Origin of the sequence: Crocosphaera watsonii WH 8501 (genome assembly GCF_000167195.1) — a bacterium.
Lineage (GTDB): Bacteria > Cyanobacteriota > Cyanobacteriia > Cyanobacteriales > Microcystaceae > Crocosphaera > Crocosphaera watsonii.
Map to the genome: position 1 here is coordinate 29,270 of NZ_AADV02000008.1, position 26,446 is coordinate 55,715.

At 38.2% G+C, this 26,446-nt stretch carries 25 protein-coding genes and 2 pseudogenes; 9 read left to right on the top strand and 18 right to left on the bottom strand.

Annotated elements, in window-relative coordinates; genetic code table 11:
* Positions 1-87: 87 nt before the first annotated feature.
* From CWATDRAFT_RS11880 to CWATDRAFT_RS11905, 6 genes and pseudogenes are all read left to right on the top strand, one after another.
* Positions 88-957, top strand: coding sequence for a Tab2/Atab2 family RNA-binding protein (locus CWATDRAFT_RS11880; RefSeq protein ID WP_007305222.1), 870 nt, complete (start codon positions 88-90; stop codon positions 955-957).
* Between the two features lie 185 nt (positions 958-1,142).
* Positions 1,143-1,598 carry a cupin domain-containing protein gene (locus CWATDRAFT_RS11885; RefSeq protein WP_007305223.1) on the top strand — a complete coding sequence of 152 codons (456 nt, stop codon included), beginning with the start codon at positions 1,143-1,145 and terminating at the stop codon, positions 1,596-1,598.
* A 144-nt stretch (positions 1,599-1,742) separates the two neighbouring features.
* Positions 1,743-2,942, top strand: coding sequence for an RNA-guided endonuclease InsQ/TnpB family protein (locus CWATDRAFT_RS11890; RefSeq protein WP_007305224.1), 1,200 nt, complete (start codon positions 1,743-1,745; stop codon positions 2,940-2,942).
* Between the two features lie 129 nt (positions 2,943-3,071).
* Positions 3,072-4,460: a magnesium transporter gene (gene mgtE, locus CWATDRAFT_RS11895; protein ID WP_007305225.1), complete on the top strand. Its 1,389-nt coding sequence runs from the start codon at positions 3,072-3,074 to the stop codon at positions 4,458-4,460.
* Positions 4,461-4,590: 130 nt separating this feature from the next.
* Positions 4,591-5,622, top strand: a complete 1,032-nt coding sequence (gene hemF, locus CWATDRAFT_RS11900) for an oxygen-dependent coproporphyrinogen oxidase (RefSeq protein ID WP_007305226.1) — start codon at positions 4,591-4,593, stop codon at positions 5,620-5,622.
* 77 nt (positions 5,623-5,699) lie between these two features.
* Positions 5,700-6,715 (top strand): annotated as a pseudogene (locus CWATDRAFT_RS11905) (DNA cytosine methyltransferase).
* Between the two features lie 72 nt (positions 6,716-6,787).
* Here CWATDRAFT_RS11905 and CWATDRAFT_RS11910 read toward each other — a convergent pair.
* The 8 genes and pseudogenes from CWATDRAFT_RS11910 to CWATDRAFT_RS11945 form a co-directional block, all read right to left on the bottom strand.
* Entirely contained in the window at positions 6,788-7,282 is a 495-nt protein-coding gene (locus tag CWATDRAFT_RS11910; RefSeq protein ID WP_007305256.1) for a pentapeptide repeat-containing protein, read from the bottom strand.
* 73 nt (positions 7,283-7,355) lie between these two features.
* Positions 7,356-8,291 (bottom strand): NAD-dependent epimerase/dehydratase family protein, encoded by a 936-nt coding sequence (locus tag CWATDRAFT_RS11915; protein WP_007305255.1) that lies wholly within the window; start codon positions 8,289-8,291, stop codon positions 7,356-7,358.
* 125 nt (positions 8,292-8,416) lie between these two features.
* On the bottom strand, positions 8,417-8,944 hold the full coding sequence (locus tag CWATDRAFT_RS11920) for a phycobiliprotein lyase (protein ID WP_007305254.1): 528 nt from the start codon (positions 8,942-8,944) through the stop codon (positions 8,417-8,419).
* A gap of 93 nt (positions 8,945-9,037) precedes the next feature.
* A complete protein-coding gene (locus tag CWATDRAFT_RS11925; RefSeq protein WP_007305253.1) occupies positions 9,038-9,709 on the bottom strand; it encodes a HEAT repeat domain-containing protein in 672 nt (223 codons plus the stop codon).
* A gap of 180 nt (positions 9,710-9,889) precedes the next feature.
* On the bottom strand, positions 9,890-11,158 hold the full coding sequence (locus CWATDRAFT_RS11930; protein WP_007305252.1) for a glycosyltransferase family 4 protein: 1,269 nt from the start codon (positions 11,156-11,158) through the stop codon (positions 9,890-9,892).
* Between the two features lie 26 nt (positions 11,159-11,184).
* Complete coding sequence (locus CWATDRAFT_RS11935; protein ID WP_007305251.1) at positions 11,185-11,790, bottom strand: glycosyltransferase family 4 protein; 606 nt, start codon at positions 11,788-11,790, stop codon at positions 11,185-11,187.
* A 294-nt stretch (positions 11,791-12,084) separates the two neighbouring features.
* Positions 12,085-13,581 (bottom strand): annotated as a pseudogene (locus CWATDRAFT_RS11940) (IS66-like element ISCwa4 family transposase).
* 49 nt (positions 13,582-13,630) lie between these two features.
* On the bottom strand, positions 13,631-14,089 hold the full coding sequence (locus CWATDRAFT_RS11945) for a pentapeptide repeat-containing protein (protein WP_232287082.1): 459 nt from the start codon (positions 14,087-14,089) through the stop codon (positions 13,631-13,633).
* 785 nt (positions 14,090-14,874) lie between these two features.
* On the opposite strand from CWATDRAFT_RS11945, the gene rne reads away from it, so the two are divergent.
* Positions 14,875-16,911, top strand: a complete 2,037-nt coding sequence (gene rne, locus CWATDRAFT_RS11950) for a ribonuclease E (RefSeq protein WP_007305229.1) — start codon at positions 14,875-14,877, stop codon at positions 16,909-16,911.
* 347 nt (positions 16,912-17,258) lie between these two features.
* Positions 17,259-17,609 (top strand): Mo-dependent nitrogenase C-terminal domain-containing protein, encoded by a 351-nt coding sequence (locus tag CWATDRAFT_RS11955; RefSeq protein WP_007305230.1) that lies wholly within the window; start codon positions 17,259-17,261, stop codon positions 17,607-17,609.
* Positions 17,610-17,707: 98 nt separating this feature from the next.
* On the opposite strand, the gene CWATDRAFT_RS11960 is transcribed toward CWATDRAFT_RS11955, so the two are convergent.
* The 10 genes from CWATDRAFT_RS11960 to rpsB form a co-directional block, all read right to left on the bottom strand.
* Positions 17,708-18,349 carry a transposase gene (locus CWATDRAFT_RS11960; RefSeq protein WP_007305248.1) on the bottom strand — a complete coding sequence of 214 codons (642 nt, stop codon included), beginning with the start codon at positions 18,347-18,349 and terminating at the stop codon, positions 17,708-17,710.
* A gap of 64 nt (positions 18,350-18,413) precedes the next feature.
* A complete protein-coding gene (locus CWATDRAFT_RS11965; protein ID WP_007303150.1) occupies positions 18,414-18,995 on the bottom strand; it encodes a helix-turn-helix domain-containing protein in 582 nt (193 codons plus the stop codon).
* Between the two features lie 42 nt (positions 18,996-19,037).
* Complete coding sequence (locus tag CWATDRAFT_RS11970; RefSeq protein ID WP_007305247.1) at positions 19,038-19,535, bottom strand: hypothetical protein; 498 nt, start codon at positions 19,533-19,535, stop codon at positions 19,038-19,040.
* 126 nt (positions 19,536-19,661) lie between these two features.
* Positions 19,662-20,309: a hypothetical protein gene (locus CWATDRAFT_RS11975; RefSeq protein WP_232287083.1), complete on the bottom strand. Its 648-nt coding sequence runs from the start codon at positions 20,307-20,309 to the stop codon at positions 19,662-19,664.
* A gap of 138 nt (positions 20,310-20,447) precedes the next feature.
* A complete protein-coding gene (locus tag CWATDRAFT_RS39735) occupies positions 20,448-20,669 on the bottom strand; it encodes a hypothetical protein (RefSeq protein ID WP_007305245.1) in 222 nt (73 codons plus the stop codon).
* 91 nt (positions 20,670-20,760) lie between these two features.
* On the bottom strand, positions 20,761-21,207 hold the full coding sequence (locus CWATDRAFT_RS11985; RefSeq protein WP_007305244.1) for a hypothetical protein: 447 nt from the start codon (positions 21,205-21,207) through the stop codon (positions 20,761-20,763).
* A 186-nt stretch (positions 21,208-21,393) separates the two neighbouring features.
* Positions 21,394-22,758: an efflux RND transporter periplasmic adaptor subunit gene (locus tag CWATDRAFT_RS11990; protein WP_042711465.1), complete on the bottom strand. Its 1,365-nt coding sequence runs from the start codon at positions 22,756-22,758 to the stop codon at positions 21,394-21,396.
* Positions 22,759-22,900: 142 nt separating this feature from the next.
* Positions 22,901-23,785 (bottom strand): hypothetical protein, encoded by an 885-nt coding sequence (locus tag CWATDRAFT_RS11995; protein ID WP_007305242.1) that lies wholly within the window; start codon positions 23,783-23,785, stop codon positions 22,901-22,903.
* 159 nt (positions 23,786-23,944) lie between these two features.
* Positions 23,945-24,664, bottom strand: coding sequence for a translation elongation factor Ts (gene tsf / locus CWATDRAFT_RS12000; RefSeq protein ID WP_007305241.1), 720 nt, complete (start codon positions 24,662-24,664; stop codon positions 23,945-23,947).
* Positions 24,665-24,995: 331 nt separating this feature from the next.
* On the bottom strand, positions 24,996-25,805 hold the full coding sequence (gene rpsB / locus CWATDRAFT_RS12005) for a 30S ribosomal protein S2 (RefSeq protein ID WP_007305240.1): 810 nt from the start codon (positions 25,803-25,805) through the stop codon (positions 24,996-24,998).
* A gap of 123 nt (positions 25,806-25,928) precedes the next feature.
* Between rpsB and CWATDRAFT_RS12010 the strand changes: the two genes are divergently transcribed.
* Entirely contained in the window at positions 25,929-26,414 is a 486-nt protein-coding gene (locus CWATDRAFT_RS12010) for a molybdenum cofactor biosynthesis protein MoaE (protein ID WP_007305231.1), read from the top strand.
* Positions 26,415-26,446: the final 32 nt, after the last annotated feature.

Genomic DNA, 26,446 nt, shown 5'->3' on the forward strand with positions numbered 1-26,446 from the left:
TGATTAATAATTGAAACAATAAAAACTTTTTGATTTCCTATTCTGATAAAATACTACCATTAGTCATTCAACGATTAAAGGTAAATCATGGGTAAGGTTTGGGAACTAGATTTTTATTCACGACCAATTTTAGACGAAAATAAAAAGAAACAATGGGAAGTCTTGATCTGTGAAACCCAGACAGATAGCCAAGGATCGTTAGAAGACGGGTTTCGTTATGCTAAATTTTGTCCCCCCAAGACGGTAAACTCTATGTGGTTAAGGGAAGCGATAGAAACAGCCATGGAAAAAACAGGAGAAGCACCCAGCAAAGTCCGATTTTTCCGTCGTCAGATGAATAATATGATTGTTAAAGCTTGCGAAGATGCTGGCTTGGTGGCTACTCCCAGTCGTCGTACCTATACCCTAAACCATTGGCTTAAGCAACGTCAACAAGACTTTTATCCCAGTCAAGAGGGTTACAACGAAGCAGCAGCAACCAATGCAAGTGTCGCTTATCCCGCACTAGATGCGATCGCATTACCAGATGCAGTGAGAGGCGATCGCTCCGATAAATGGACCTTTGTTAGTCTCGAAGCATCGGCCTTTGAGGAGATGAAGGAATGGGATATACGCTTTGGAGAAGGGTTTCCCCTCGCTTTAGCCGATCTTTCCCCTGATACAAAAATTCCTGGGTTTATCATCTATTCTCAACGGGCCCTACCCTTAGCAGCTTGGATGTCAGGTTTAGAATTAGTTGCTCTCAAGTTTAAGTCTAAACCCCTGCCTATTCTTTCCCTAGAAACCGGCTTGAGCGATAGTTGGATTTTAGCAAATTTAACCGATCAAAGCGGCGTTGCAGAAGGGAAGGGGTTTGAAGATACCAAAAATAAAGCTGAAGGAGTTCATTTTCTGGCCATTCAACCTCGTCCCGATGTAGAAACATTTAGCGGTTTTTGGTTGCTCAAAGACGATTAAGAAATCGGAGTTCGGAGTTCGGAGTTCGGAGTTCGGAGTTATGATTTTGGAAAAGAAATCATAAGTGTTTTAGACTCCTCGTTTTTACTACTTAATCTATTAATTGTCTTATATTAGACTCAGGTTAATAAAATGGCCTTTAGAATGGGAGGCAAATAAGGAGAACACTTACACTTAATGTAACCATGAACACTAATGTAGCTTTACTTAACGATCACTGCATGATCCCTGTGATCAAAACCCCTGAAGATTATCTCGTCTTTCGCATCACTCCCCACGATACTAACCGTTTAGCGATCGTTTTTGATAGCAGTATGGCCGATGATTCTTTGACGGTTTGTGTGGAAATATTTGATCCAGGAGGAAGTACCCCAACCCATCGCCATAACTTCGCTGTGGAAATGTTTTTTATCCTCAAAGGCAAAGGTTTAGCGGTTTGTGATGGGAAAGATATTCCCTTACATCCAGGGGATAGTTTATTAGTCCGTCCCACCGGTATTCATGAAATTAGAAATATTGGCCAAGATCGTTTATACGCCCTCTGTTTTATGGTTCCTAACGAAGACTTTTCCGAATTAATTCGTAATGGAGTCAGGGAAAGTTTCGACGAAGAAGACTTACAAGTTTTACGAGGGGGTTGATGCTGCTCCCCAAAAAAATACCTAATATTATCTAAAATTACTCATATCAGTAGCTATATTTAATAAATAAGTAGGTTATTGTGTTTAAAACCCTAATATAATACAATTAAACTCAACAGTTTTGGTCATTATCTCAAAAATGCCATGTTGTTAGGCTTTAAGACCCAACTTAAATTAAATCAAACCCAACGTCAACAACTGGCTCGTCATGCGGGTGTCGCTCGTCATGCTTACAATTGGGGCAATGATTTGTGTCTGGCTATTTTAGACCATAATAAGAATTGTTCAGACTCAGAAAAAATAAAATTTCCTACAGCAATTGATTTACACAAATGGTTAAACAAATTAGTTAAACCGCAGAATGAATGGTATTATGATGTGTCAAAATGCGCTCCACAATTTGCCCTGAGACATTTAGCCTTTGCTTGGCGTGATTGCTTTAACAAAAAGAAAAAAAGACCACAATTCAAGAAGAAAGGACGACATGATAGTTTTACTTTAGATGGAACTATCCGCATTCTATCTTCTCATTTAATCCAAGTACCCGTCATAGGAAAACTGAAAACTTATGAGAGATTACCTACTATTCATCAACCCAAAAATGTCACTATTAGCAGAGAAGCTGAACGTTGGTTTATTTCTTTTAGAATAGAGATAGATTCCATAACTACCGACAAAGAAGTAGATGTAGTAGGGATAGATTTGGGAATAAAAACCTTAGCCACACTATCTACAGGAAAAGTTTTTGAAGGAGCATACTCTTATAGAAAGCTGTCAGGTAAATTAGCTAAACTTCAAAGAGAATTAACCCGAAAAAGCTTCGGTTCGTCTAACTACCAAAAAGCTAAATTAAAAGTTCAGAAACTGCATAGAAGAATTGCTAATCTCAGAAAAGATACATTACATAAATTGACATCAAACTTAAGCAAAAACCACGCAGTAAATGTGATAGAAGATTTGAATGTATCAGGAATGATGGCTAATCATAAATTAGCGAAAGCAATAGCAGATATGGGGTTTTATGAGTTCAGAAGACAGTTGGAATACAAAAGTAAATTATACGGGTCAAAACTTGTGGTAGCAGATAGGTTTTATCCTTCTAGTAAAACTTGTTATAACTGTGGAGAAAAAAAAGACTCATTGCTATTATCTGAAAGAGTGTTTTGTTGCGGAAAATGTCATTATCAAATAGATAGGGATTTAAACGCAGCAAAAAACTTGGAAAAACTAGGCCGAGCTACGACCAAAGTTACGCCTGTGGACAAGTCAGAGCCGACTCCCTTGGATGAAGCAGGAAGTAAAATAGACTCAAACCAAGTTATCATGAGCCTAAAAACTTCATAAGTAAGTTTGAGTAAGTTTTATATAGCGGTAAGTTAAGGGGAGACTTGGGAGACTGGGAGACTGTTTGTTTCTCATCAAGGTCAAGTTTTGCTAATATCGTTATGACTAGGCGCAAGGAAAAGGTAAACTTTGAATGAACCTGTAACTACCCTACAATCCAATAACCGTAAAGAGTTGCGTCAATTGGTGTGCAACCAATTAGCCATATTATTAGAACAAAGTAATTTACAAGGGGCAAAAGCCCTCTTGGTTCCCGTGCAACCGGTAGATATTGCCGAAGCTATCGAAGGTTTACCGGAGTCAATGCAGGTGATCGCCTTCCGTTTATTGCTGAAAGAAGAAGCGATCGCCGTCTATGAAAATTTAGATTCCACGGTTCAACAATCTTTGGTTGAACAATTCAAACAACAGGAAGTTAGGGATATTGTGGACCAAATGTCCCCGGACGATCGGGCCCGTTTATTTGATGAGTTACCGGCCAAGGTAGTGCGTCGTTTACTCGAACAGTTAAGCACCGAAGAACGGCAAAACACGGCTTTATTATTAGGCTATGAGGAAGATACCGCCGGACGCATCATGACCCCGGAATATATCTCCCTCAAACAAACTTTAACCGTTGGGCAAACCCTAGAAAAAATTAGAACCTTAGCCACTGCCTCAGAAATTGTTTACTATCTTTATGTAACCGATGGCTTTCGTCGTTTAGTAGGCATTGTCTCTCTAAGAGATTTAGTTTTATCTTCCCCAGACATAAGTTTAGAGGAGATCATGACCAAAGATATAGTTTCTGTCAACACCATCGATGATCAAGAAGAAGTAGCCCGGGTGATCCAACGCTACGACTTATTAGCTGTTCCCGTGGTGGACAACGAACAAAGATTAGTGGGGGTTGTTACCGTTGATGATGTCATCGATATCTTAGAAGAAGAAGCCACCGAAGACATTTATGCTTTAGGTGGGGTTCAAGCTGATGGAGATAACTACTTTCAGACTAATTTATTGACAGTAGCTCGTAAACGGGTGATGTGGTTATTAATTTTGCTGTTGACTAATACTGTCACCGGCACCATTATTAAATCCCAAGTGGGTTTACTAGAACAAATGGCCATTCTCACGGCGTTTATTCCCCTTTTAACAGGCACAGGGGGCAATGTTGGCGCTCAGTCTTCAACGGTGGTTATTCGTGGTTTAAACACTGACGATATCAAGGATCTTGGTGCTGGACAGGTTATTTTAAGAGAGTTGATGGCAGGGGCTTTATTAGGGTTAGCATTGGGTTTATTAGCTACGGTTTGGGCTTATGGGTTACAAGGTAACTGGTTAGTTTCTATATGTGTTGGTATTAGCTTAGTGGCGATCGCTATTTTAGCCTCTGTTGCAGGTTCAGCTTTACCCTTTGTATTTCGCTCTTTTGGTCTTGATCCTGCCTTGATGTCAGCCCCTTTTATTACTACAGCAGTAGATGTAGTTGGGGTGTTAATTTATTTTTCCATTGCTAGATTGATTCTAGGTCTTTGAACTTTCTAGTCTTTACCAAACTTAATAATACTTTTGACCCACTAAGCCTTAGATTAATCAATAGGTGTAACTTTGTCACTGATGGACAAGTTACGGTTAAATGTTTCAGGATAGGTGTTAAAAAGAAATTATGAGCCCAATAACAGCAGACGTTACCACTCCTCAACAAACTTCTTTACCCCCCACAGACGCGAAAACAAGGGTTAGTGATTTTATGAAAACCCTTCAAGATGAAATTTGTCAGGGACTCGAAACAGCAGACGGCGGGAGTACCTTTCGTCAGGATAGTTGGGACAGAGAAGAAGGTGGAGGTGGCCGTTCCCGTGTTATCAGAGATGGTAATTTTTTAGAACAAGGTGGGGTTAATTTTTCAGAAGTATGGGGAAAACAGTTACCCCCATCCATCTTAAAACAGCGTCCCGAAGCAGAGGGACACGGTTTTTACGCCACAGGGACTTCTATGGTATTGCATCCCCGTAACCCTTATGTTCCCACGGTTCACCTCAACTATCGTTATTTTGAAGCGGGGCCTGTTTGGTGGTTTGGGGGTGGTATTGACTTAACTCCTTATTACCCATTTGCTGAAGATGTAAAACAGTTTCATCAAACTTTAAAGGAAACTTGTGATAAACATCACCCTGAATATTATTCGGTGTTTAAACCTTGGTGTGATGAATATTTCTATCTTAAACACCGTCAAGAAACCCGCGGTGTAGGTGGTCTTTTCTTTGACTATCAGGATGGAACCGATCCCTTATATCGTGGTCCCCATGCTGATAAGGCAGCAGCCAAATATAGCAATCAATTACCCCCTCAAGAAAACCGTACTTGGGAAGATTTATTTGCTTTTGTTAATGACTGTGGACGGGCTTTTTTAACTGCTTATCTTCCCATTGTTGAGAAGCGTCGTAACACAGAATATGAGGACAAACAAAGACAGTTCCAATTGTATCGTCGGGGACGGTATGTAGAGTTTAATTTAGTGTACGATCGCGGCACAATTTTCGGTTTACAAACTAATGGTCGTACAGAATCTATTTTAATGTCTTTACCTCCTTTGGTTCGTTGGGAATACTGTTATGATCCCGAACCAAATACCCCCGAAGCTGAGTTATATAATACCTTCTTGAAACCTCAAGATTGGGTTAACTGGAACGTTTAAAATGTAGGGTGGGCAATGCCCACCTTTCCTAGAAATTGGGTTTATAATTATACTAAATAGCTGATTTTATATTTTTAATGTTATTTACCAGTAACTCAAATAGTAAGAATTCTAATTTAGAACTAAAATATATTGATCTATTTTGTGGAATTGGAGGCTTTAGGATTGCTTTAGAGTTAGTTTGCTCTCACTATAAATTTAAAGAGCATAAAATCAAACCAATTTGTGTTTTTTCTTCTGATATTGATGCTGATGCTCAAAAAAATTACGAAGCTAATTTTAAGGATAAACCCCAAGGAGATATAACACAAATTCCTGTAGAGTTAATTCCTAATCATAATCTTTTATTAGCAGGTTTTCCTTGTCAAACTTTTAGTATTTGTGGTAAGCTTCAGGGTTTTGAAGATACAAGAGGGACTTTATTTTTTGATATTGCTAGAGTTCTTGACTATCATAAGCCCTATGCTTTTATATTAGAAAATGTTAAACAATTAGTAGGACATAATAAGGGAAAAACCTTAAACACTATCTTAGAAATTTTATCTGATTTGGGTTATTATACAGAGTATAAAGTCTTAAATGCTTTAGATTTTGGCTTACCTCAAAAACGAGAAAGAATTTTTATTATTGGCTTGCGAGACCCCCTTAATTTTACTTTTAAAAAGCCGAATATATCTAGGAAACCATTATCAGAAATAATAGAAAAATCTGTCTCAGAATTTTACTATGCTTCTGAACACATACAAAAAAAAGGTTAGCTAAATATAAGAAAAATACTCAGCATGAAATTACAATTTGGCATGAAAATAAAGGAGGGCATATTAGTGCTTATCCTTATTCTTGTGCCATGAGAGCAGGAGCTTCTTACAATTATCTTTTAGTCAATGGTAAACGTCGTTTAACAGAAAGAGAAATGCTCCGCTTACAAGGTTTTCCTGATTATTTTCAATTAATTGGTTCTTATTCAGCAGCTAGAAAATTAGTAGGAAACTCAGTTGCAGTACCTTGTGTTGTTTCTGTTGTTAACTCTATGTTTGATGCAGTTAATAAAAATAAATTTAAGGTTAGTCAAAAGCAGGAAAAATTTATATAATGGTGGGTTACAAAGAATTTTTAGACCTTAACAGTATAATCTAAATTATCCCCATATAACCCACCCTAGCATCTAAGGACAGTATAAAGTGTCTTTAGTATTTCTTCCTGTAATAGGATTTGTTCCTGTGGCGATGGTACATAGATATTTTTCTGTTTTAGGATCTAACAATACATCGGTAAAATCTGCCCCATCAATAATGGCCCCTTGTACTAAAATATTGGTGGCAAATGCTCCTTCTAAAATTGCATTAGTAAAGTTAACTTTGGTTAAACGAGCAACTTCTAAATCTGCATACCGAAGATCCGCTCCCTCAAAATTTGCTGAGTCTAAGTTAGCACTAAAAAATCGAACCCCTTGCACATTAGCATTACTAAAATTACTATCTCGTAGGTTAGCATGGTCAAACAAAGCTTCTTTACGCAAATCTTGACCCGAAAAATCCACTCCTACTAAGTTAGCTCGATTATAATCTACTGCCATCACAGGCAATATGGGATTACCGAAAAATAAGGTAGCTATTAGGGTTAATAATAACAAAAATCGTCTATAATTGGCAGGAATCATACTTTTAGTCTCCATAAATTTTATTCTTCTATATTAATTCTAAACTGTAAGGTGGGCAATGCCCACCCTACTATTAAGACGCTGATAAAATTTGTTCGTCTAAACTAAAATCAATCTCAGCTTGATCTCGTTTAGAAGCTAAATAATCGTTTTCAAAGGAATCTTTTAACCCACTAATTAAATCATATTTAGGTTGCCAATTTAATTCCTGTAATGCTTTATGAATATCAGCGAAAAAGTGCTGTATTCTTAAAGGAAAGGCTTTCTTTTTCCCAAAGTCGAATTGTTTAGGATCATAGTGAATAATATTAAGATCATCAGCAGATTTACCAGCAGCCACCGCGCAAGCTTTAGCTAACCCGTCAAAGGTAACATAACGCTCCCCTGAAATGTTATAAATTTGTCCGATCGCTTGTTCATTTCCTAATACAGCAGCCATAGCTGTAACTAAGTCTTGAATATGACCAAACTGGGTAATATGTAAACCATTACTAGGAATAGGAATGGGTCTATTTCTGACAATTCGATCAAAAAACCAAGCTTCTAAATCGTTATAGTTTTGTGGACCATAGATATAGCTGGGACGAATAGAAGTCCAGGGAATACCGGATTTTTCTAAGTAGCTTTCTGTGGCAAATTTACCTTTGTGACGACTATTGGGATCAACTTCATCCCCTTCTATATGAGGCATTTGCCCTGACTTTAAATAAACCCCGGCCGAACTAACATAGACAAAATGTTTAAGTTGATCTTTAAAGATTTCTATTAGGGGTTGAGTATCGCTTAATTCTCGACCATTATTATCAAAAATTGCCTCAAAACTTTCAGATGCTAACTTCTCTTTTAACTGGGTAGCATCTTTGCGATCACCGTGAATTTGTTTTATCCCTTCAATGGGTGCTGGTTTATTTCCTCGGTTGAATAATACTACTTCGTGGCCTTTTTTGACTAATTCTTTGGTGAGATAAACCCCGATAAAACGGGTTCCCCCCATGATTAAAATACGCATACTTTCCCTCGATTGTTTTTAGCTACTTTAGATTAGAATACTATAGTTTTGTGGTGGTTTTTATTTTATTTTATTATCAGTTAGAAACTCAGAATTCAATACCATTAGTTTCTAACATAAACAACTTAAGCTGCTTGTTGTGGGGGTAGTCGACGAATTTCTGAGTAAAAAGCAGTGCGACTGTAACCATTATTTCCCTTGATTAAACTGGTACGCAATCGTAAGTTCTCACTAGCAAACCAGATCCTTTCTTCCATTAAAAAATCACCAACCTCAAGGGTTAAATTTAATGCCTCGTCTTCTGCTAACAAATAGCTTCCTGGGGATGGAGGTTGAGACTGAAAAGTTTGGATTATTTTACCTACTTTTGGTTTATTACTATCAGGAATTAAAATTATTGTTGCATTTCCTGTTTGCTTTTTTTCTCCATAGTCACTGGAACTATTCCAGCTAATTTTTTTACCGCCAATGGCCTGACTAGGATCGAGATGATATTGTTGACAAAGAGAGACAACAGTAGAATGATTAGCCTCTAACCATTCTACTGTTAATTCTGATTTCTGACTTTCTGCTTTTTCAGTATCAAACTGATAGCTACTTTGCTGAGAAAACCATTGACCAATACATAATTCTAAAAAGGTTTGTATGTCCATGACTACTGTTTAATTCTCTGCTTAAAATAGGGTGATGGGTGAAATTTCAGCTATCCCATAACCCTAAGTGTATCATGAGAGATGCCTTACTTCTTAACTATTAGTTTGCAGGAGGTTGAGGGAGAATAACGCTGCTTCTCTGACTTGGGGTTGAGAATCTTTGCCTAAAAACTTAAGCGCAGCAATACTCTTTTCTGTGTTAAAGTTACCTAGAGCTTGTGCTAGACGTTGACGCACTAACCAGTCTTCTGAGTTGGCAAACCGTAAGATATCGTCAATAGCATCAACGGCCTTGATCTCTCCTATAGCTGCGATCGCCGCTTGGTGCATCACGGTTTCTTTGCTGTCTAAAGCTTGTAACAAGAGGTTTTTGGCGCGAATGTCCCCTAAGTTACCCAAGGAAACAGCAGCACTAAAACGGACTAACCATTGCGTGTCTTCGTAGAATGCTCTAGATAAGGGTTCGTAGGCCCGAGGATCTTCGAGATACCCTAAAGCACCGGCTGCATCAGCCCGAATGCCATAGTCTGGGTCACTCTCCAACAGTTTAACTAAAATAGGATAACATTCGTCGGTTTGTTTAACCCCCAGAGCAAAAACCGCCATAGATCGCACTTGTAAGATTTCATCGTCTAAGACTTTTTTGATTAAAGGGACAGCTTCTTCTGCTGAGACTTCCCGTAAAGAGGCCAAAGCTAAGAGGCGATCGCGAGAGTTTTCGCTTTCCAGTTGCAAGGATATCTGTTGGAGGTCAGCATTAATCATTTCTGTAATATTTCTTTATAACTTATTGTTTTTATTGTAACGATTTTTTACAAAGATATCACTGATAGTCCCTTAACTTGTCATGTGCGTAGTGATTAGTTCTGTGGTGGATCGCAATACGGAGAATAATCTGATTGATTTTTCCCGACTAATCACTATGCAGATCATTGTTAGCTATTTTTACATAATTGATTGCTCATAAATGTCAACTATTTTCTTAGCTTTTATATTCCACTCAAACTCTTGAACTCTTTCATAGCATTTAGCTGACATTTCCTCTAGTAATGCTTTATTTTCTATCAAGGTTGTGATTTTTTCAGTCAATGTCTCTACTAAGTATTCCCTGGATTTAGGTTCAATACTAAAACCTGTTTCTGGCGTTACATACTCTCCAATACCCCCATTATTAGCCACGATACAAGGTAAACCACAAGCCATCGCCTCCAAAACCACGGCTCCTCCAAACTCTCGAATAGAAGGAAAACAAAAAATGTCAGCTTCCTTATAATAATTGACAGTTTCGCTTTGTTTGATCCAACCTGTAAAAGAAACAATCTTTTCTAAGCCTAAATTTTCGACTTGACTCTCTAAATTAACCTTTTCTGAGCCGTCTCCTACAATTGTAAATTTAATCTTATTTTTAATATCATCTGATAAATTACTGACGGCATCAATAACCATATCAGCACCCTTATATGGTACTAAACGGCCAACAAAAAGCAAATTAGTTACAGAATTATTTTGATTAATTGTTTTTTCTTGGAAAAAGCTTTTAGATATCCCGTTTTCATAAAAAAGCTGTAGACGTTCTTCTGGTATCTTGAATAAATCTTGAATAAGATTTAAAGTATAGGTTGAACCTGCTAATATTTTATTAGCTGTCTTATAAGTTTCTACATATCCTGGAATTAAGTTTCGTCCGACTGCTCGTAAAAAGTTAAAATAAGCGAATTCTTGTCTAGCAACTTTTTGAAACCCAGGGGGGAAAGGCACTCCTCCATTGACTGGCCCCAATATAAAGGGAGTATCTTGACAAACTTTAACCATTTTTGATGGATATCGTGGCATCATGGGTGTAATCATGTGAACGACATCATATTCTTTTCCTATAACTTTATCCTTGAATTGCTGGTAAACTTGTCTATTAAATTCTTCATAAATAGGGTAACTTAATGCAATGTATAGTGGCCAATTTTTACGTCCAATCGATGTTAAAGTAGCTATTATTTTGTGATAAACTTTGCTGAATTGACTTTCTTCAATATAAATTATGTCTTGATGCTCTGGGCGTTTCTGTAAGGCTTCTTTGTTTCTGATATGGGTTACTAATGTAACATTACACAATTGACTAATTCCATTGTAATAATTGTAACCTTCTAATGGGACTGATGACCAGTCAGGGTTACATTGCTCTATTATTAGTAGGGCTTTCTTTTTTTTGGTATTCATAAGATAATCCAAGTTATTTGTATTAGCTAATTTTTACTTAAAAATTCCGTAATAATTTTAGCACTTTTTTCGCTACTAAAATCCTTAATAACCCGTTCTCGACTGGCTTTAGACAAAGCACAACTCAATTGAGGATTGTTTAATAATTTTTTAATAGCTTCTGCTAACACTTTTGGCGATTTAGGAGACACTAATAAACCATTAACTTCATGATCAACCAGTTCTTTTACTCCTCCTTCTCCTGTCACTATAATTGGAACTTCCATCATCATTGCCTCCATAATAGCAACCCCTAATGGCTCTTTCCAACTGGCTAAAGCAAAAATATGAGCTTCCTCTAAATACTGACGAACCTTTTCTTCAGAAACAGCACCCAGAAGATGAACAGACTTTTCTAAATTTAATTCTTGAACTAATTTATCCAGTTGTTTATGATATCCTTCACCCCCTTGTTCATCTTCTCCTGCAATTTTTAGCTCAATATCTATACCTTCTTGATTTACCATAGCGATCGCTTCGATTAAATCAGCGTGTCCTTTACAGGGATTTAGCCTTCCACAACTAAAGATACGACAAGTTTTTTGAGTTTCCCAAGGTTGGTATGAAATAGTTCTTTGAAAGTAACTGCTCACCGCAACAAAAAAGTCTTATTGAAAAGCACTACAAACAACATCAGTTGAGTCAACAAAAATATAAGCCCTGTGATTTAGCGTAAAATTTAAGCTAATTTATTACGGCTATTTTAATGACTAACATTCCCCGAATCAAGTCTTTTTAAAACCTCAAATAAAAACAACAATATGAGAAAAAAAAAGAATAGTAAGATAGTTTTTTGTTAGCGGAGATTATCCGCTAACCCTGTGTATTTTTGTGCAGAGAGATAGGGGGATCAAGAAAAATCTATCCCCCATCGGCTCCGGAGCCTTTTACATCTCTAATCCTGGGGGACTCCGACCAGCTAATGACAATAATTCGCATAATTGGACAATGGCATTTTGCCCCTGTAATCTCATGGTCTCTAAAAAACTGAACATTTGGGTGACTAACTCTGCACCCCAGTCGCTTCTTGCTCCCCCACTTACTTTGCGGTGAATGACAATGGGACGTAAAGCTCTCTCAGCATCATTATTATCTGGTTTGACTTCAGGATAAGTTAGAAAGGTGAACCACTCTTCCCAATGACGTTTGAGACGGTTAATCAATCTTTGTGCATCATAAGGCCATCCTTTTTTGGGAGTTGCTTTAAAAATCTTTTGCAGTGAGTTCTCGACTTCTGTTCTTTTGGAGCCTAAGTCTTCAAGGGTTAAATTTCGAGCATGATAATGACGATAATGGATACGGGCGGTTGCTAAAACTTGCTGTACATCGGCAACAAATTCTCGATTCGCTTGAAAACGACTGGTTTTAAGGGACTCTAACTCTCGTTCTAAATGTGCCAGACATTTCTGTTTGGCCATCGCACTTTGTCTAAAGTAGGCACTATAGCAGTCACTGGTGAGGATGCCCTTAAAATCTGCTCCTAACAATTTCTCGACTTCTGCGGAGCTTCTAGTGGGAGCCAACATCAACACACAGACCTCATTTGATGTGGCTACCCAAACCCAATACTTGATGCCATCGATGCAATAACTGGTTTCGTCAACACATCGGATTCCTGGCTGCTGGATGTACTTTAACCACTGTTGGGTCAAGGGTTCTAAACTTTCTTGAAACCATTTGTGCATTTTGGCAAGGCTCCCTTGAGAAATGGGAATGCCAAAGACATACTCTATAAAATGTTCCTGTTTACGCCATGTAAGATTACCCCCATAGCCAAGCCAGCCCAGGATGCTACTTAATCGCGCCCCATAACGGAATCCTTCTTTAACTCCCAATGGAACAGGACTGTAATCTGACCATCCACAACTAGGACATTTATAGAATCCGCGACGATATTCCCTGATTTCTATGGGTTGGTCTACTACTTCAGCCACTTGCTGGACTTTTTCGGGAACTACTTCATCTCGTTCCACTGAACCCCCACAAACAGGACAGTTTTCTAGTTCTAAAGGGACTATCTTATCGGGCTGACCAAAACCATTACGGGTCTTCCCTGGGTGGTCATATTTTGGTCCGCGTTTAAATCCTTTTTTGCGTTTCTTTTTGTCAGAAGGCTTTTTTAGTGGGTCTGATGATGGGGGGACTGAACTGTTTTTTGAGTTACGGTTTTTTAGCTTATCTCTCTCTTCTTTCAATTTTTCAATTTCTTGCTGTTGTGTAGAGATTTGTTGTTGTTGCTGGTCAATCAGTCTTTGTTGAAGAGATAACTGTTGTTGTGCCTTGACTAGCTACTCAATCATGAAGACATTGTTCGCCAACTGTTCATCGGCGATAGCTCTAACTAGCTTTGAATCAATGGTAGCATTTGTGGTCATAACCCCCACTATACATAAAAATCCCCGATTTTACCTTTATGTTGTCAAGACAGATTTTTTATTGCGGTGAGCAATTACTGCTATAGTATATTTCTATAACATGAGCCTGACTTAAATTAACATCGATTAGGGTGCTATCTGTGAAATCAGTCTTATTGATTTGAGTGCCTTTAACGGAAACATTCCGTAAATAAGCTTCACTAAAATCAGTTCTTTTTAAACAGGCATAATCAAGATCAGTATTGTCTATAAAAGCATAGTGACAAATTGCCTCTTCTAAGTTAGACTTCCTTAAATTAGTATCATTAAGCTTAGCACGATAGAGATTAGAATCAGCAAGGTTAACATCCTTTAGATTAGCCCTTTGTAGATGAGTTCCTTGTAAATTTGCCCCCTGTAAATTAACCCCTAAAAAATTAACATCTTCCAGATTTAGCCCACTCAAATCTAAACCACTAAGGTCAATATCAGAAAAGTGTCTTTCTCCTAAAGCATATCTCTGTTTGAGTTCGCTCAATCTGAACCTAAGCATCCTGCACCCCTTAATAAAAGTTCATAAAACTACATAATGCTTACCAAATTAGCAGTCACTGACAGTAGTTGTCAATAAGTATTATTACATAATAGAATTGAAACGATGAAAAAACGTCATAAAGTAATAAAAAGATAGTTGCAACCAAAATTGTGCCAGTGCCAGTGTTTATTCGTGTACCACAAAAAAAGCAAATTGACAAATGAAACTTTCTCAGTGATATTACTTACTTTTGTCAAAGGTCTAGCGTTTAGGTTATATTCGGGTTAAAATAATAGACAGTTGTGCCAACGGCCTGAAATGCCAAGGCAACTATGCTTCCCTAGTTGTTAGGGGGACACTTGCAAAGCGCAACCCTTAAAGGTTAATCCACTAGGGTTGACTATTCTAATCAAAAACGCCGATAAAACACTAACGTCTTTATCAGAGTTACCAACTCATAACTATCCACCTAGACAGCGTATCAATATATAATGTCAACGAAGCGCAAGTTTATTCTTAAGGATTTTCCAAAATGTTGAATAAACCATCCTGTTGTTAAACGGGTAGAGACACCCAAAAGCACCAAGGAACGTCCCCTAATGGGATAAGTCAGTACCATTAGCCCACTGACATTAGGTTAAGGATAAAAATGAGTCGAGTTCACCACTGTTTTCGCTTGACTTGATCTGTCAAAATGTTTAATCCTAAACAGTTTTTCAAGCAATTTAAGCCAAGAATTCAGGAATTATAACCTGCCATCGTCTCTTACAAACGTTTGAGGGAATTGAATGCCAAAACAAATCATTATCGCAGAACAACACCACATAGCTGCCGTCTTTTGGGAAGATCAAATACAAGAATTAGTAGTTGCCACCGGAAACCAACAAGTTAGCGACATATTCTTAGGGGTGGTAGAAAACGTCATCCCCGGTATTGATGCAGCCTTTGTTAATATTGGAGATGCCGAAAGAAACGGCTTTATCCATGTCACAGATTTAGGTCCGTTGCGTCTCAAAAGGAGTGCTGGTGCCATTACCGAACTTTTAACGCCCCAACAAAAAGTGCTGGTTCAGGTAATGAAAGAACCAACTGGTAACAAAGGGCCGAGATTAACTGGTAATATTAGCCTTCCTGGACGTTATATCGTACTAATGCCCCACGGTAAAGGGGTGAACCTTTCTAGACGTATGCGCAACGATGACGAACGAAGTCGCTTAAGGGCTTTGGCTATCCTCATTAAACCTGCTGGTATGGGCTTATTAGTCCGTACCGAAGCCGAAGGCAAAGCCGAAGAAGCGATTATGGAGGACTTAGAATCTTTACAGAAACAATGGGAGTCGATCCAAGTTCAAGCCACCTCAACCCGCGCTCCTTCCCTGTTGAACCGTGACGATGATTTTATTCAAAAGGTTTTACGGGATATGTACAGCGCGGATGTCAACCGTATTGTGGTGGATAACCCCAACAGTGTCAAACGAGTCAAACAGCATTTGATGAACTGGAGTGGAGGTAGACCCCCCGAAGGAGTATTAATCGACCACCATCAGGAGTCCATGTCCGTCTTAGACTATTTCCGGGTCAATGCTGCGGTCAGAGAAGCCCTAAAACCTAGAGTGGATCTACCTTCTGGGGGCTATATCATCATCGAACCCACGGAAGCTTTAACCGTCATCGACGTTAACTCTGGGTCCTTTACCCGTTCAGCTACCTCACGGGAAACCGTCCTCTGGACCAATAGCGAAGCCGCCACAGAAATCGCTCGTCAGTTAAGACTAAGAAACATTGGAGGGGTGATTATTGTGGATTTCATCGATATGGACTCCCGAAGAGATCAACTTAAATTACTGGAACATTTCAACAAAGCCCTAAAAGTCGATAAAGCTAGACCCCAAATCGCTCAACTCTCAGAACTGGGATTAGTAGAATTAACCCGTAAACGCCAGGGTAAAAACATTTATGAGTTGTTTGGGCAACCCTGTCCCCAGTGCGGTGGTTTAGGGCATTTAGCCCATCTTCCCGGAGAATCGAAATTAGTCGCTCTCGAATCTGTTTCTAATAACCCCCTTCCCCTTCCTATACCAGCACCCAACGCGAAACCAGTTGAAAAACCTTCAGAAGCCAATGATAGTGCTTGGGACTCTCTCCTAGAAGATGAGGATAGCGATAACCCAGATCAACTAGAATTGTTACATCATCCCAGTTATCAAGAGCAGAATAATAACGCCACTAACCGTCGTCGTCGTCGTCGTCCCCCGACACAAGCTCCTAATTTGGTCAACAAAGAAAAAGAAGAAACTCCCGTCCCCAGTAAACCAGTTACTAATGTGGCAGTAAAAGAGACTGAAGAGAACAAAGAATCTAGTAATGAAAATCGCAGAGAAAGAGTCCCTCGACATTTGCGCCGTGAAGATGCTCCCGTAGAACGGGTTTCTGTGGAAATGACCCCTACAGAACAAAATGTTTACGCCCTGATGGGAATTTCTCCCTTAGTTCGTGTTGACCAAGAATTTAAAGATCCTAAATCTGTTTTGGTTTCTGTAAAATCACCAGAGGGGTTTGAAAGAAAAAAAGTTGAAAAAACTCCTCAAAAGAGCAAACAAACAGAGACAGCAACCCCTAGCCAAAAGCAAATGATGATTGATTTAACAAATACGAAAAATAACAGCCCCACAGAATCTCTTACAGTAGAAGAGGCTATGGAAACAAACAATAATGATGAAAATGTCGCGGATACTGACACCACTGAATCTTCTGGTGAAGATGATCTCAAACGAGTTGTTCGTCGCCGTCGCCGTCGTTCCTCCGCTAAAGACTCAGATGAATAAAGGTTAATATTCCTTAATATTTTTGATAGTTTCAGTTTTGAGAATGGGAACAATACAAGCAAGGGGTTGGGATTATTCTTCAACTTTTTTTCCAAATAACCCCTTGTCAGGTTGGTTATGATAACAATGTTGGGTTAATCAAGCTAGTAACTATTATTAGTTTTCAATCACAATTGTGATTGAGATAGAAAAAAATCAATCAAAAAAGATTAGCCATTAGGACAAGTTTTTGTCTATGATGTTACTAGCGTTATTTAAGGAAAACCTTAAAAACATTGTTTCATTTTTGACAAATCCCATTCTCTTATCAAAACTGTTCCCTTATTAATGTAATAAGGAATTCTATCATGAATGTAACATATTATACCGTCAGAAATTTTGTTTTAGGCTATGGTTCTTCTGAGTCTAATTCTCCTTCTAAATGGTTAAAAGCTCCAGGAGCAAAAATATTACAAATTTTAAGATATCGCCTAGAGCATCAAGAAATTAGCGATCGCACCTTTGCCCATCGTCTTTGCCGTCTTATTCCTGCTCAATGTCCTTTTGAAAGGAAAATTGAGTTTTTCGGTCATATATTACTCAGTATCCCCCCTCTGTGTAAACTTAACCCCTTATACGATGATTTAATGGCCTTACGCTTCCGCGCCCTTTGTTATCTCGCTGAAGAATGGGGAGAAGATATTAGTCAATATTGTTAATAACTAATACTAATGTACCCAAAAGTTCTCGAAGTAGTGTACTATTACAACGCTTTAAATTAACCCCCTAGTGCAGCTTAGCAAAAACAATCCACCAGTCACTTATGATCTTTAAAGCCCTTAAATTTCCAAACGAACGGCTTAGCAAAATGTTGATTAAAGTAATCAATAAAATTGAGAATTTTTTGGGATAGTTCTTCAGTTGAACGGACAGTAATTCTTTTGAGTAAACGCCTGACTAAGATCGAAAACCAACACTCAATTTGATTAAGCCACGATGTATTTTGGGGAATATAAACAAAGCTAATTCGATGAGATTCATCTGATAAAAAATCTGCTCTGCTGTCCATAGATTGCAAAATCCCCTCCTTTCCTTTTCTTCCCAAATCAATAGTAATTCCACAGCTTTCTGCTACTAATTTGACTAAGCTTTCCGATTTATGAGTGTTGAGTTGATCTACAATAAAAATCCATTCTGCTTTTTCATCAATCTTAATCGTTCTCTGGATATGTTCAGAAAAATCTTGTTCTGTTCTTGTCGGTCCAATAGAGGGACTAACAACTTTTCCTCTTGCCACATCCCAGTTCGCAATCAAGCTTAAAGTTCCGTGTCTTTCATATTCAAATTCGATTTTTTCTACTTGTTTAGGCTTGATTCTTTTGTTCGGAAATAATCTCTCAAGAGCTTGAATCCCTGTCATTTCATCTGTACTAATTAAATGAATTCCTTGTTCTAACAAAGTTTTAGCTTCTTGATGAAGTTCACAGATATATTTGACTTGCTTTTTAAATTTTAAGGGATCATCAATTTTGGCATTTAACCAGTAACGAACGAGATGTGGTTGTAATGTCGCTTCTTTTTAAAAAACGCCCCACACTACGGGGGGAAATCTTTTCGACAATTCCTCTTTTTATGGCTTCATCCGCCAACTCTGAAGGTGTCCAATGGCTCACTGGTCTGTCTGATTTTTCACATTCTTCACAAGCGATCGCTACAATCTGGACTACTTGTTCGACCGTAAAGGATTTTGTTGTTCCAGGTCTTGGGCGATCGCTTAAAATTCCTTTGATCAAGACCATTAATGCTTTCTCCGTTACCTGTTGTTCTTCGGCGGCACTCAGTTTTTCTCTCTCCTCAAACCATCGCGATCGCCACTGACGCACTTGTACTCGGTCTAATTCTAATCTTCGACTAATCGAACTATTGCTCTCTCCTGATGCTGCGGCTAAGATTAGCTTGGCTCGTCTAACAAGGCGATAGGGGTTTGTTGTCCCTCTCACTATTTGTTGGAGTACTGTTTTCTGTAGGTTGGAGAGGTTAATTGGCAATGCTTTTATCATGGACATCAACTTCGAGATTCTTCCGTTAGTTTCATTGAAACACATTGTCGTGGCTAGTCACGAAAGTTTCTGTAAAAATCTGGTGGATTACTTTCGCCAAGCTGCAATAGTTGTTTGAGTGTTAAAAGGTTTAATGCTTAATCCATCTGTTGCAAAGCTGACGTACTGTATTTCTACAACCTCTCCATCATGATTAGAAATTTCCATGGGTATTGTTTGAGAAAAAACAAACTTCAATGGGGTATAAGGATTACTTGAACTAATTAAATGTTCTCCAATTATTCCCTTAAGCTGATAAGTGACTAATTGTTCATTGTGGTAATTTTTCTGGATATCTAATTCAATCTTTGTGTCTCCTACCCACAAAGATAATGAGTCTAAAATCTCTGGAGACATGATATAAAATATTGTAAAACTAATTTGATAATTATTGTTTTCTGCAAGGGGTATATATATATATGACTTATTTTCTGGCCCTGCCCATCTTAACCATTTATTTATAGGGTTATAGTAAAATCTAGGATACCAATTCTCTAAAAAAACAGCTTCAGAAAAATTAAAATTTATTTTGGTAAATCTTGACACTGATTGGTGCTTTTGTTGAAAATTAATCCTCAGATAATCGACTTTTTTTTGATGATAATCTTTATGCTTTTGAGGATAAGGGGCAAAATATAAGTTTATATCTTCAGTAAAGTTTCTAATTTTTTCTTAAAAAATGGACTTAGCAAAAGAGTAAAGTTTTTGATCATAGTGATTGACATTTTGAATTATATTACACTCTTCTTCTGATGGTTTATAGTCAATATTTGCTTTTTCTCTCTTATTTAAAGAGCGGTTTAAAGGTCTAGGAGGAATCCCTAATGAATAGTTAAATAAAGCCACAGAATCCTCCATCAACTCACAAATACCCCAGAAAAATAAGTTCAGTAAATTTTCTTTAGCTATATTCAAAATATTGTCATCACAATAGATAGGTTCTTGTTGTTTTTGGGGAAAAATTCCGGCTAAGAATCTTACCTGTAAATTATCATAAAAACCTAAATAAGCAGATGATTTATAAAGTTCGCTCATGGATAAATGGTGAACTGCATTAAGATAATCTGCTTTTAAAGGACTATGAGATAAACTCAATAGAAAATCTATGGTATTTTTGATATAATAATATTGGGAGATTTCTCTAGCTAAAGGCTGACGAAACCAAGTAAAAGTGTGAGGAGGTTTTGGTAATTTATCGTACCAATTTATACCCAAATGACCGCTAAAAAAATGATACTTTTTTATTTCTTCAGAGGTAAATGTTTCAAGTTCTTCGAGGAAATGACAGGGTAGCCAGTCTTTTTCAGAATACAAATCCATCAACCAAGTTCTTATGCTAGTTCCTGCTGTTTTGGGTATATGTAAAAAGTGTAGAGAACGCAAAATATCATGGTGTATAGTTTGTGAAGAAATGCTCATATTAAATTTGATATATTGATTAAATAAGTTCTAGGTTTTCTATTTAAAATAGGCCATTGGAAGCATAGTGGCACACCAATCTAAGGCTTTCTTAAACACTTGATATTCGTTAAAGAAAAATACATTACCCCAAGAATTATTCAAAGTTTGTGGAAAATTACAATAATAAAAAACTTCATAAACAAAATCTGAGGAATGCTGATTTTCTCTGCGAGCAACAACAATATACCAATAATACTTTCTAACACGCATTTCTTGCACTAATACTTTAAGACTGTTAAAAGCATCAAAGTTAGCGAAAACATGATTTTTATCCCAAAATTCTGTGACAATAACAGGAATAGGATAATCGCTAACACAAAGGAACGTTAAATATCTCTTTTAAGGCGATTGCTGCTAGGGCTTCTTGTGGAGAAAAAACAACACATAAAATTCGTCTAGGCTGGATACCTTGGAACAGTTCGCTGAGTCTAGTAAAGGTTTCTGAACGAGATAATTCATCTATACAAAAACAGAAGTTAATATCACCAAAATCTTGGTGTCCGTCGTAGTAATCATGAAAACGAATCGAAAGAATATTCTCACTATCAGAAAAAATATTTCTAATAATTACACCTGTTCCATGGCGCAGGTTAACCTCGTTAGGAGTTAGAATAACATCAGGATTTTTTAAGGAAATTTTGGGTAGAGATGAATCTCTTTTCGGGGTATTTGTTGTTTCATCCGTGATCAGTGAACTAAGTTCATCTCTGATTAGATTATTTTTTGAAATTATTTCTTCTAGTGAAGTATTAGACATTACTTTGTTCCCAATATTCCCTAATAAATAATAGTATTTATTAAAAAAATATAGCCTTTTCTGAGATGGACATTCTCTGTATTTATATTGTTCCCCGTTAATTTCATTTTTTCAGTAAAAATATTAGTGGGGAGGAACATCTCCCACTAATTCTTTTCTTATCCTTGATTTAGAAAATACGACAAGTTACTGAGTAGTTGCGGAGAGTTCTTGTTCTTTGAGGGCACGACCATCTTTTAAGTCAAGAATGCGACTGACAGCAATGCGATCGCCTGGTTTAACCCCAGAAATTACCTGATAAGCTTGACCTTGAATAGGTCCTACCTTAACTGGGATCTGTTTGGCCACTAAATTTTGCTGATCTCCTGGTTGAGCTAAGAAGACGAATTTTTGTCCACCTAAACTGGTAACGGCGGTAGTGGGAACCAAGACTCCTGGTTGAGTCTCCCAGACAACTCTTGCTTCTACATACTGTCTATCCCGTAGAGTACCATTATTACGAAACTCCATTTTAACGAGGATAGACTGAGCATTTTGGTCAACTAGAGGGGCAATATAAGTGATTTGTCCTCGAACCCCGGGACTGCCATCGGGGTTAATCAGTTCGACGGGAAGTCCCTTACGGAGACGGTTGCGGTTTTCAGTGGGAATATTGACATTGAGATAAAAGACTTGATTATCGGTGATCGTAGTGATTCCCTCACCGACGCTGACACTATCCCCAATTTTTTTCTCATTGAATTCCCCAATAACTCCGGTAATTGGAGACAATAGGAAATTGTAATCTAGGGTAGCTGCGGTAGAACCTTGTTGTCCTTCGGCTTGAACAATAGCAGATTGACGACTATCTATATTGGCTAGTGCTTGCTCAATCTGTCTTTCGGCTGCTTGTAACTGGTTTTGGCTTGCGTTGAGGGCTTCTTGAGAAGCGTCACGGGTTTTAATTCTTGATTCTAACTGAGCTTGGGTATTATCCAGATTTTGAGTGGCTTCATCCAGGTTTTGCGTAGGAACTACCCCCTCTGATTCAAGAAACTTTGCCCGTTCGTATTCTTTTTTTGCTAAAACCAAGTTAGCTTCTATCTCTTGTACATCCGCTTCAGATTTGGCTAAATTGGCCTTAGCAGTTTCCACATCAGCCTTAGCAGTATCTCTTTCGGCCTGTCGTTGACGATATTCTGCCTCTGCGACTTTGAGATCCGCCATAGCCACTTTCAAGTTCCCCGTAGCGGCTACTAATTCTTGTTGTTGTTGCTGGGGTTCAATTTCGATTAATCTTTGCCCTTGACGCACCAGATCACCTTCTCTGACTAAAATTTGCTTAATTCTCCCATTGGTACGACTGGGGGCTAATTGTACCCTTTGTCTGGCTTCGAGGGTTCCTACATAAGTGCTACTGTCAACTAGAGTAGCGGGTTTAAGGGTTTTCAGTTCCACCTCGACAGCTTGAGGAGCAGTGGCAGTGGTTTCATCGGAGGCGCAACCTGTGGTTAACAGAGAAACCATTAAAACAGTTCCTAGCCATTTTTGAGAGGATTTTAGGGGTTTCATGGGACTAATACTTCTACAATCACTTTAAAATTTAGCAGAAGAATCCAATTTTTGCTTTGAAGTTTGCTTAATTTAACAAAGATTTTAGTGAGTATTTTGTGGAACAATAACTATAAATTATACTTCTGACTCTTGACTTCATTCAATCGTGCCAACTAGAACGCCATGCTGCTTCTGCCTGTGCCTGAGCATTTTCCCGTTGAATTTTTTGATAAGCTTTGCGAATTTTTTTGACAATATCTAGTTTTTGGCGAATTTGTTGACGTTGAATACTTAATTGAGGATCAGCAAACTCGATATCAGATAATCGTAAATGAATAACAGAAATTTTGGTTATTTGGGATTCTCTATTATCTTCATTATCACTATTTTCCCCTTCTTCTTGCTTATCTTTTCGATTCGTTTCTATCAGTAAATTTAAAATATTAGGAGGATTTCCTGAAGACGAGGCTCCTTCTTCTGCTTGTAAGGCCATTTCCAAAAGTTGAGGAGGAAACTGACTAGCAATAATTTTATTTTTTTGTAACTCTCTATTAACATCTTGAGCTAAATTATGGATAATCACTCTGATCCCTTGTTCCACCCTTTTGCACCACAAAACAAGGTCTTCAGGATTGTCAATTTGAGAAATTGAATCGTCATTCTCTCCATCATCATCCTCATGTTCTACTTGAAATTCCTGATTTTTCATCAGAGATAATTGGGTTAAGATTTGTTCGGTTAAAGTAGCTGTTGGGGCTGGTTGTGGGAAGGTAATATAGGCTAAAAACTTAGATTCAATCGGTTGACACAATTCTCTAATTTGTCCTTGCAATTTTTCTCTTTTACTATAGGATAAACGTAAAAATTCTTCAGGATAAATCTTGGTACAAATTTCATAAACCGCTAAAATTAATTGTTTTTTTAAAGACAAACTTAATAATTCTAAATATCGTTTATAAAGTTCGTTCAATCCTGTAAAAAAATCCTTTGATTGTTGTTCTAACTGTTCTATTTCTTGCCTAATTTTTTGCAGAGATTTTGCCATAAGTCAACTTTTAATAACCCAATATATTAATCAAAAATACCGAAATAAGGCAAGAGTTGGAGCTATTTTCCTTACTTTTGCCTTACTATTAATAACCATTCTTGAGAGAATTTACTTTTTTTTACTGATCAGATTCAGCCATGAAAACAAGTCCAAGGTTTATGCTTTTTGTCCTGTTTGGGCAGCGACTTCATCAGCAAAACTAACTTCTTGCTTTTCGATCCCCTCTCCTAACACAAAGCGAGTGAAACGACGAACTTGAATGTTTTCCCCAAGTTGGGCGATGGTTTGTTTAAGTAACTCTTCAACCGTCATATTCTGGTCTTTAACATAGGGTTGATCGAGCAAACTAAGTTCTTTTTTTCGCTTATCAATACGCCCTTGAACAATCTTTTCCTTAATGTTATCAGGCTTATTGCCTAAATCATCTCGTCCCATTTCAATTTCTTTTTCCTTAGCGATCATTGCTTCAGGAATATCTCCTGTGGTCACATACTCTACATTGGGACAAGCTGCGATTTGCATAGCAACGTTTTGGACCAGGTCTTTAAATTCATCTCGACGGGCCACAAAGTCGGTTTCACAGTTCACTTCTACCAGTACCCCAATGCGGCCACCAGTATGAATATAACTATGAACCAATCCTTCTGCGGTTTGTCGGCCTGATTTTTTCTCGGCGGAGGTGATACCTTTTTGCCGTAACCATTCCATGGACTTTTCCATATCCCCCTCATTTTCTTTGAGGGCTTTTTTACAATCCATCATCCCCGCGCCAGTTTTTTCACGGAGTTGTTTAACCAGTTTTGCTGAGATTTCGGCCATTTTGATTTTAGTGTGTACGCTAACAACTATTTGAAGTCTCCATGCTCTGAAAAACATGGATTCTAGTTAGTGAACAAAGACAAGACGGTTCCATATCTTTGCTTATTAACTTATTAGATTTTCATCTAACTTAATGCCCTTCAACAGACACCTACATCCCTTAAATTAACCTGTAGACTTACTCAAAGGGTTAAACCTTATATGGAACTCAGGTTCATAGTTTCACTGGACTCGTCTATCATTTTAGCATCAACAGTAATCTGCCTTGGAAGGGCGGATGGCAGTGGAGGGAAGGTAAGATTCCTTATCTTTCGGGATAAAAAGCGCATCCCAATGAATCACCAAAGCCCCAACTATATTGCTTGCAATTAGTTGGGGTACTTCACATTTACTCCTCTTCTCCTTCTCCAGAAGCGACGGCTTCAACCCCCTCTTCTTCTTCCTCATCGTAGTCATCGTAGTCCCCTTCTGCGAGGCTTTCCTCAAACTCTTCATAATCATCATCAGAGTCTAACTGACCATGACGGCCTTCATAAATGGCATCTGCCAATCTACCTAAAATTAATTTGATAGAACGAATAGCATCATCATTGGCTGGAATGGGAATATCAGCGTAGTCGGGGTCACAATTGGTATCTAACAGGGAAATCATGGGAATGCCTAATTTTTGACATTCTTGGATAGCATTATATTCCCGACGTTGATCCACAATCACCACTACATCGGGGGGACGACGCATGGTTTTAATGCCACCGAGATATTTTTGTAGTTTGCCTAATTCCCGACGCAATACAGAGGCTTCTTTTTTAGGACGACGAGCGATTTGTCCACTGTCTTCCATTGCTTCTAATTCTTTAAGTCTTTCAACCCTGGTTTTGATGGTTTCCCAGTTGGTGAGCATTCCTCCTAACCAACGTTGGTTAACGTAGTTAGCTCCGCAACGAGATGCTTCTTGAGCAATGATGCCGGCTGCTTGACGCTTGGTTCCGACAAATAAGAATCGTTTACCTTTATCAGAGTTATTGCGAACGTATTGATAAGCATCCTCCATCAATTGGGCTGTTTGCACCAAATCGATGATATGAACCCCATTACGGGCTGTATAAATATATTGGGACATTTTGGGGTTCCAACGGCGGGTTTGATGCCCAAAATGAACCCCTGCATTGAGCAAGTCTTCGAGGGATACGACTGGCATAATTAAATTTTCTCCTGTTTCGGGTTAATCCTCCATTCAGGTGTATTTCTTGCGAAGAAACACCCGAAGTCCTGAATGTGCGAGATTTTAACAACTTTACTAGAATAACATAAAATAGTTTATATGAAATCTTCTCTTAATCCTTTTCCTGCCACAAATTCAGACCATCCCCACGATAGTTTTAGAATTAGCTTTGCTCCTCTATCCTTGGAAGAGGTTTATGGCTTAGCTGATGACCCTAGTAACGGGGCGATCGCTTTGATGAGTGGGACAGTTCGACAAGAAACCGAGGGCAAAGCCGTTCGTTATCTAGAATATCAGGGTTATGAACGGATGGCTCTGCTCATTTTCCAGGAAATTGCCGCTCATATTCGTCAAAAATGGCCGCAAACCAACCGAGTCGTCATCCATCATCGCATTGGTAAGCTAAAGATTGGGGAAATTAGTGTCTTAATCGCTGTAGGCTGTCCTCATCGGGGTGAAGCGTTTGCTGCTTGTCGTTATGGTATTGACACGTTAAAACATAATGCTCCCATCTGGAAAAAAGAATTGTGGGCTGATGGTTCTGGCACTTGGGTCAGTATGGGTGCTTGTGAAGACATAGACTAATGATTTCCCATATCAACATTAGTTATTTCCCT

Coding starts and splice junctions, on each gene's coding strand:
- CWATDRAFT_RS11915 (WP_007305255.1), bottom strand. CDS start 8,291: ATGCGTATTTTAATCATGGGGGGAACCCGTTTTATCGGGGTTTATCTC.
- CWATDRAFT_RS11975 (WP_232287083.1), bottom strand. CDS start 20,309: ATGGATTTGTATTCTGAAAAAGACTGGCTACCCTGTCATTTCCTCGAA.
- CWATDRAFT_RS11910 (WP_007305256.1), bottom strand. CDS start 7,282: ATGATTCCTGCCAATTATAGACGATTTTTGTTATTATTAACCCTAATA.
- CWATDRAFT_RS11885 (WP_007305223.1), top strand. CDS start 1,143: ATGAACACTAATGTAGCTTTACTTAACGATCACTGCATGATCCCTGTG.
- CWATDRAFT_RS11985 (WP_007305244.1), bottom strand. CDS start 21,207: ATGTCTAATACTTCACTAGAAGAAATAATTTCAAAAAATAATCTAATC.
- hemF (WP_007305226.1), top strand. CDS start 4,591: ATGAGCCCAATAACAGCAGACGTTACCACTCCTCAACAAACTTCTTTA.
- CWATDRAFT_RS11955 (WP_007305230.1), top strand. CDS start 17,259: ATGAATGTAACATATTATACCGTCAGAAATTTTGTTTTAGGCTATGGT.
- CWATDRAFT_RS11995 (WP_007305242.1), bottom strand. CDS start 23,785: ATGGCAAAATCTCTGCAAAAAATTAGGCAAGAAATAGAACAGTTAGAA.
- CWATDRAFT_RS11880 (WP_007305222.1), top strand. CDS start 88: ATGGGTAAGGTTTGGGAACTAGATTTTTATTCACGACCAATTTTAGAC.
- CWATDRAFT_RS11890 (WP_007305224.1), top strand. CDS start 1,743: ATGTTGTTAGGCTTTAAGACCCAACTTAAATTAAATCAAACCCAACGT.
- rpsB (WP_007305240.1), bottom strand. CDS start 25,805: ATGCCAGTCGTATCCCTCGAAGACTTGCTCAATGCAGGGGTTCATTTT.
- CWATDRAFT_RS12010 (WP_007305231.1), top strand. CDS start 25,929: ATGAAATCTTCTCTTAATCCTTTTCCTGCCACAAATTCAGACCATCCC.
- CWATDRAFT_RS11965 (WP_007303150.1), bottom strand. CDS start 18,995: ATGTGTTTCAATGAAACTAACGGAAGAATCTCGAAGTTGATGTCCATG.
- CWATDRAFT_RS11920 (WP_007305254.1), bottom strand. CDS start 8,944: ATGGACATACAAACCTTTTTAGAATTATGTATTGGTCAATGGTTTTCT.
- tsf (WP_007305241.1), bottom strand. CDS start 24,664: ATGTTTTTCAGAGCATGGAGACTTCAAATAGTTGTTAGCGTACACACT.
- CWATDRAFT_RS11925 (WP_007305253.1), bottom strand. CDS start 9,709: ATGATTAATGCTGACCTCCAACAGATATCCTTGCAACTGGAAAGCGAA.
- rne (WP_007305229.1), top strand. CDS start 14,875: ATGCCAAAACAAATCATTATCGCAGAACAACACCACATAGCTGCCGTC.
- CWATDRAFT_RS11930 (WP_007305252.1), bottom strand. CDS start 11,158: ATGAATACCAAAAAAAAGAAAGCCCTACTAATAATAGAGCAATGTAAC.
- CWATDRAFT_RS11990 (WP_042711465.1), bottom strand. CDS start 22,758: ATGAAACCCCTAAAATCCTCTCAAAAATGGCTAGGAACTGTTTTAATG.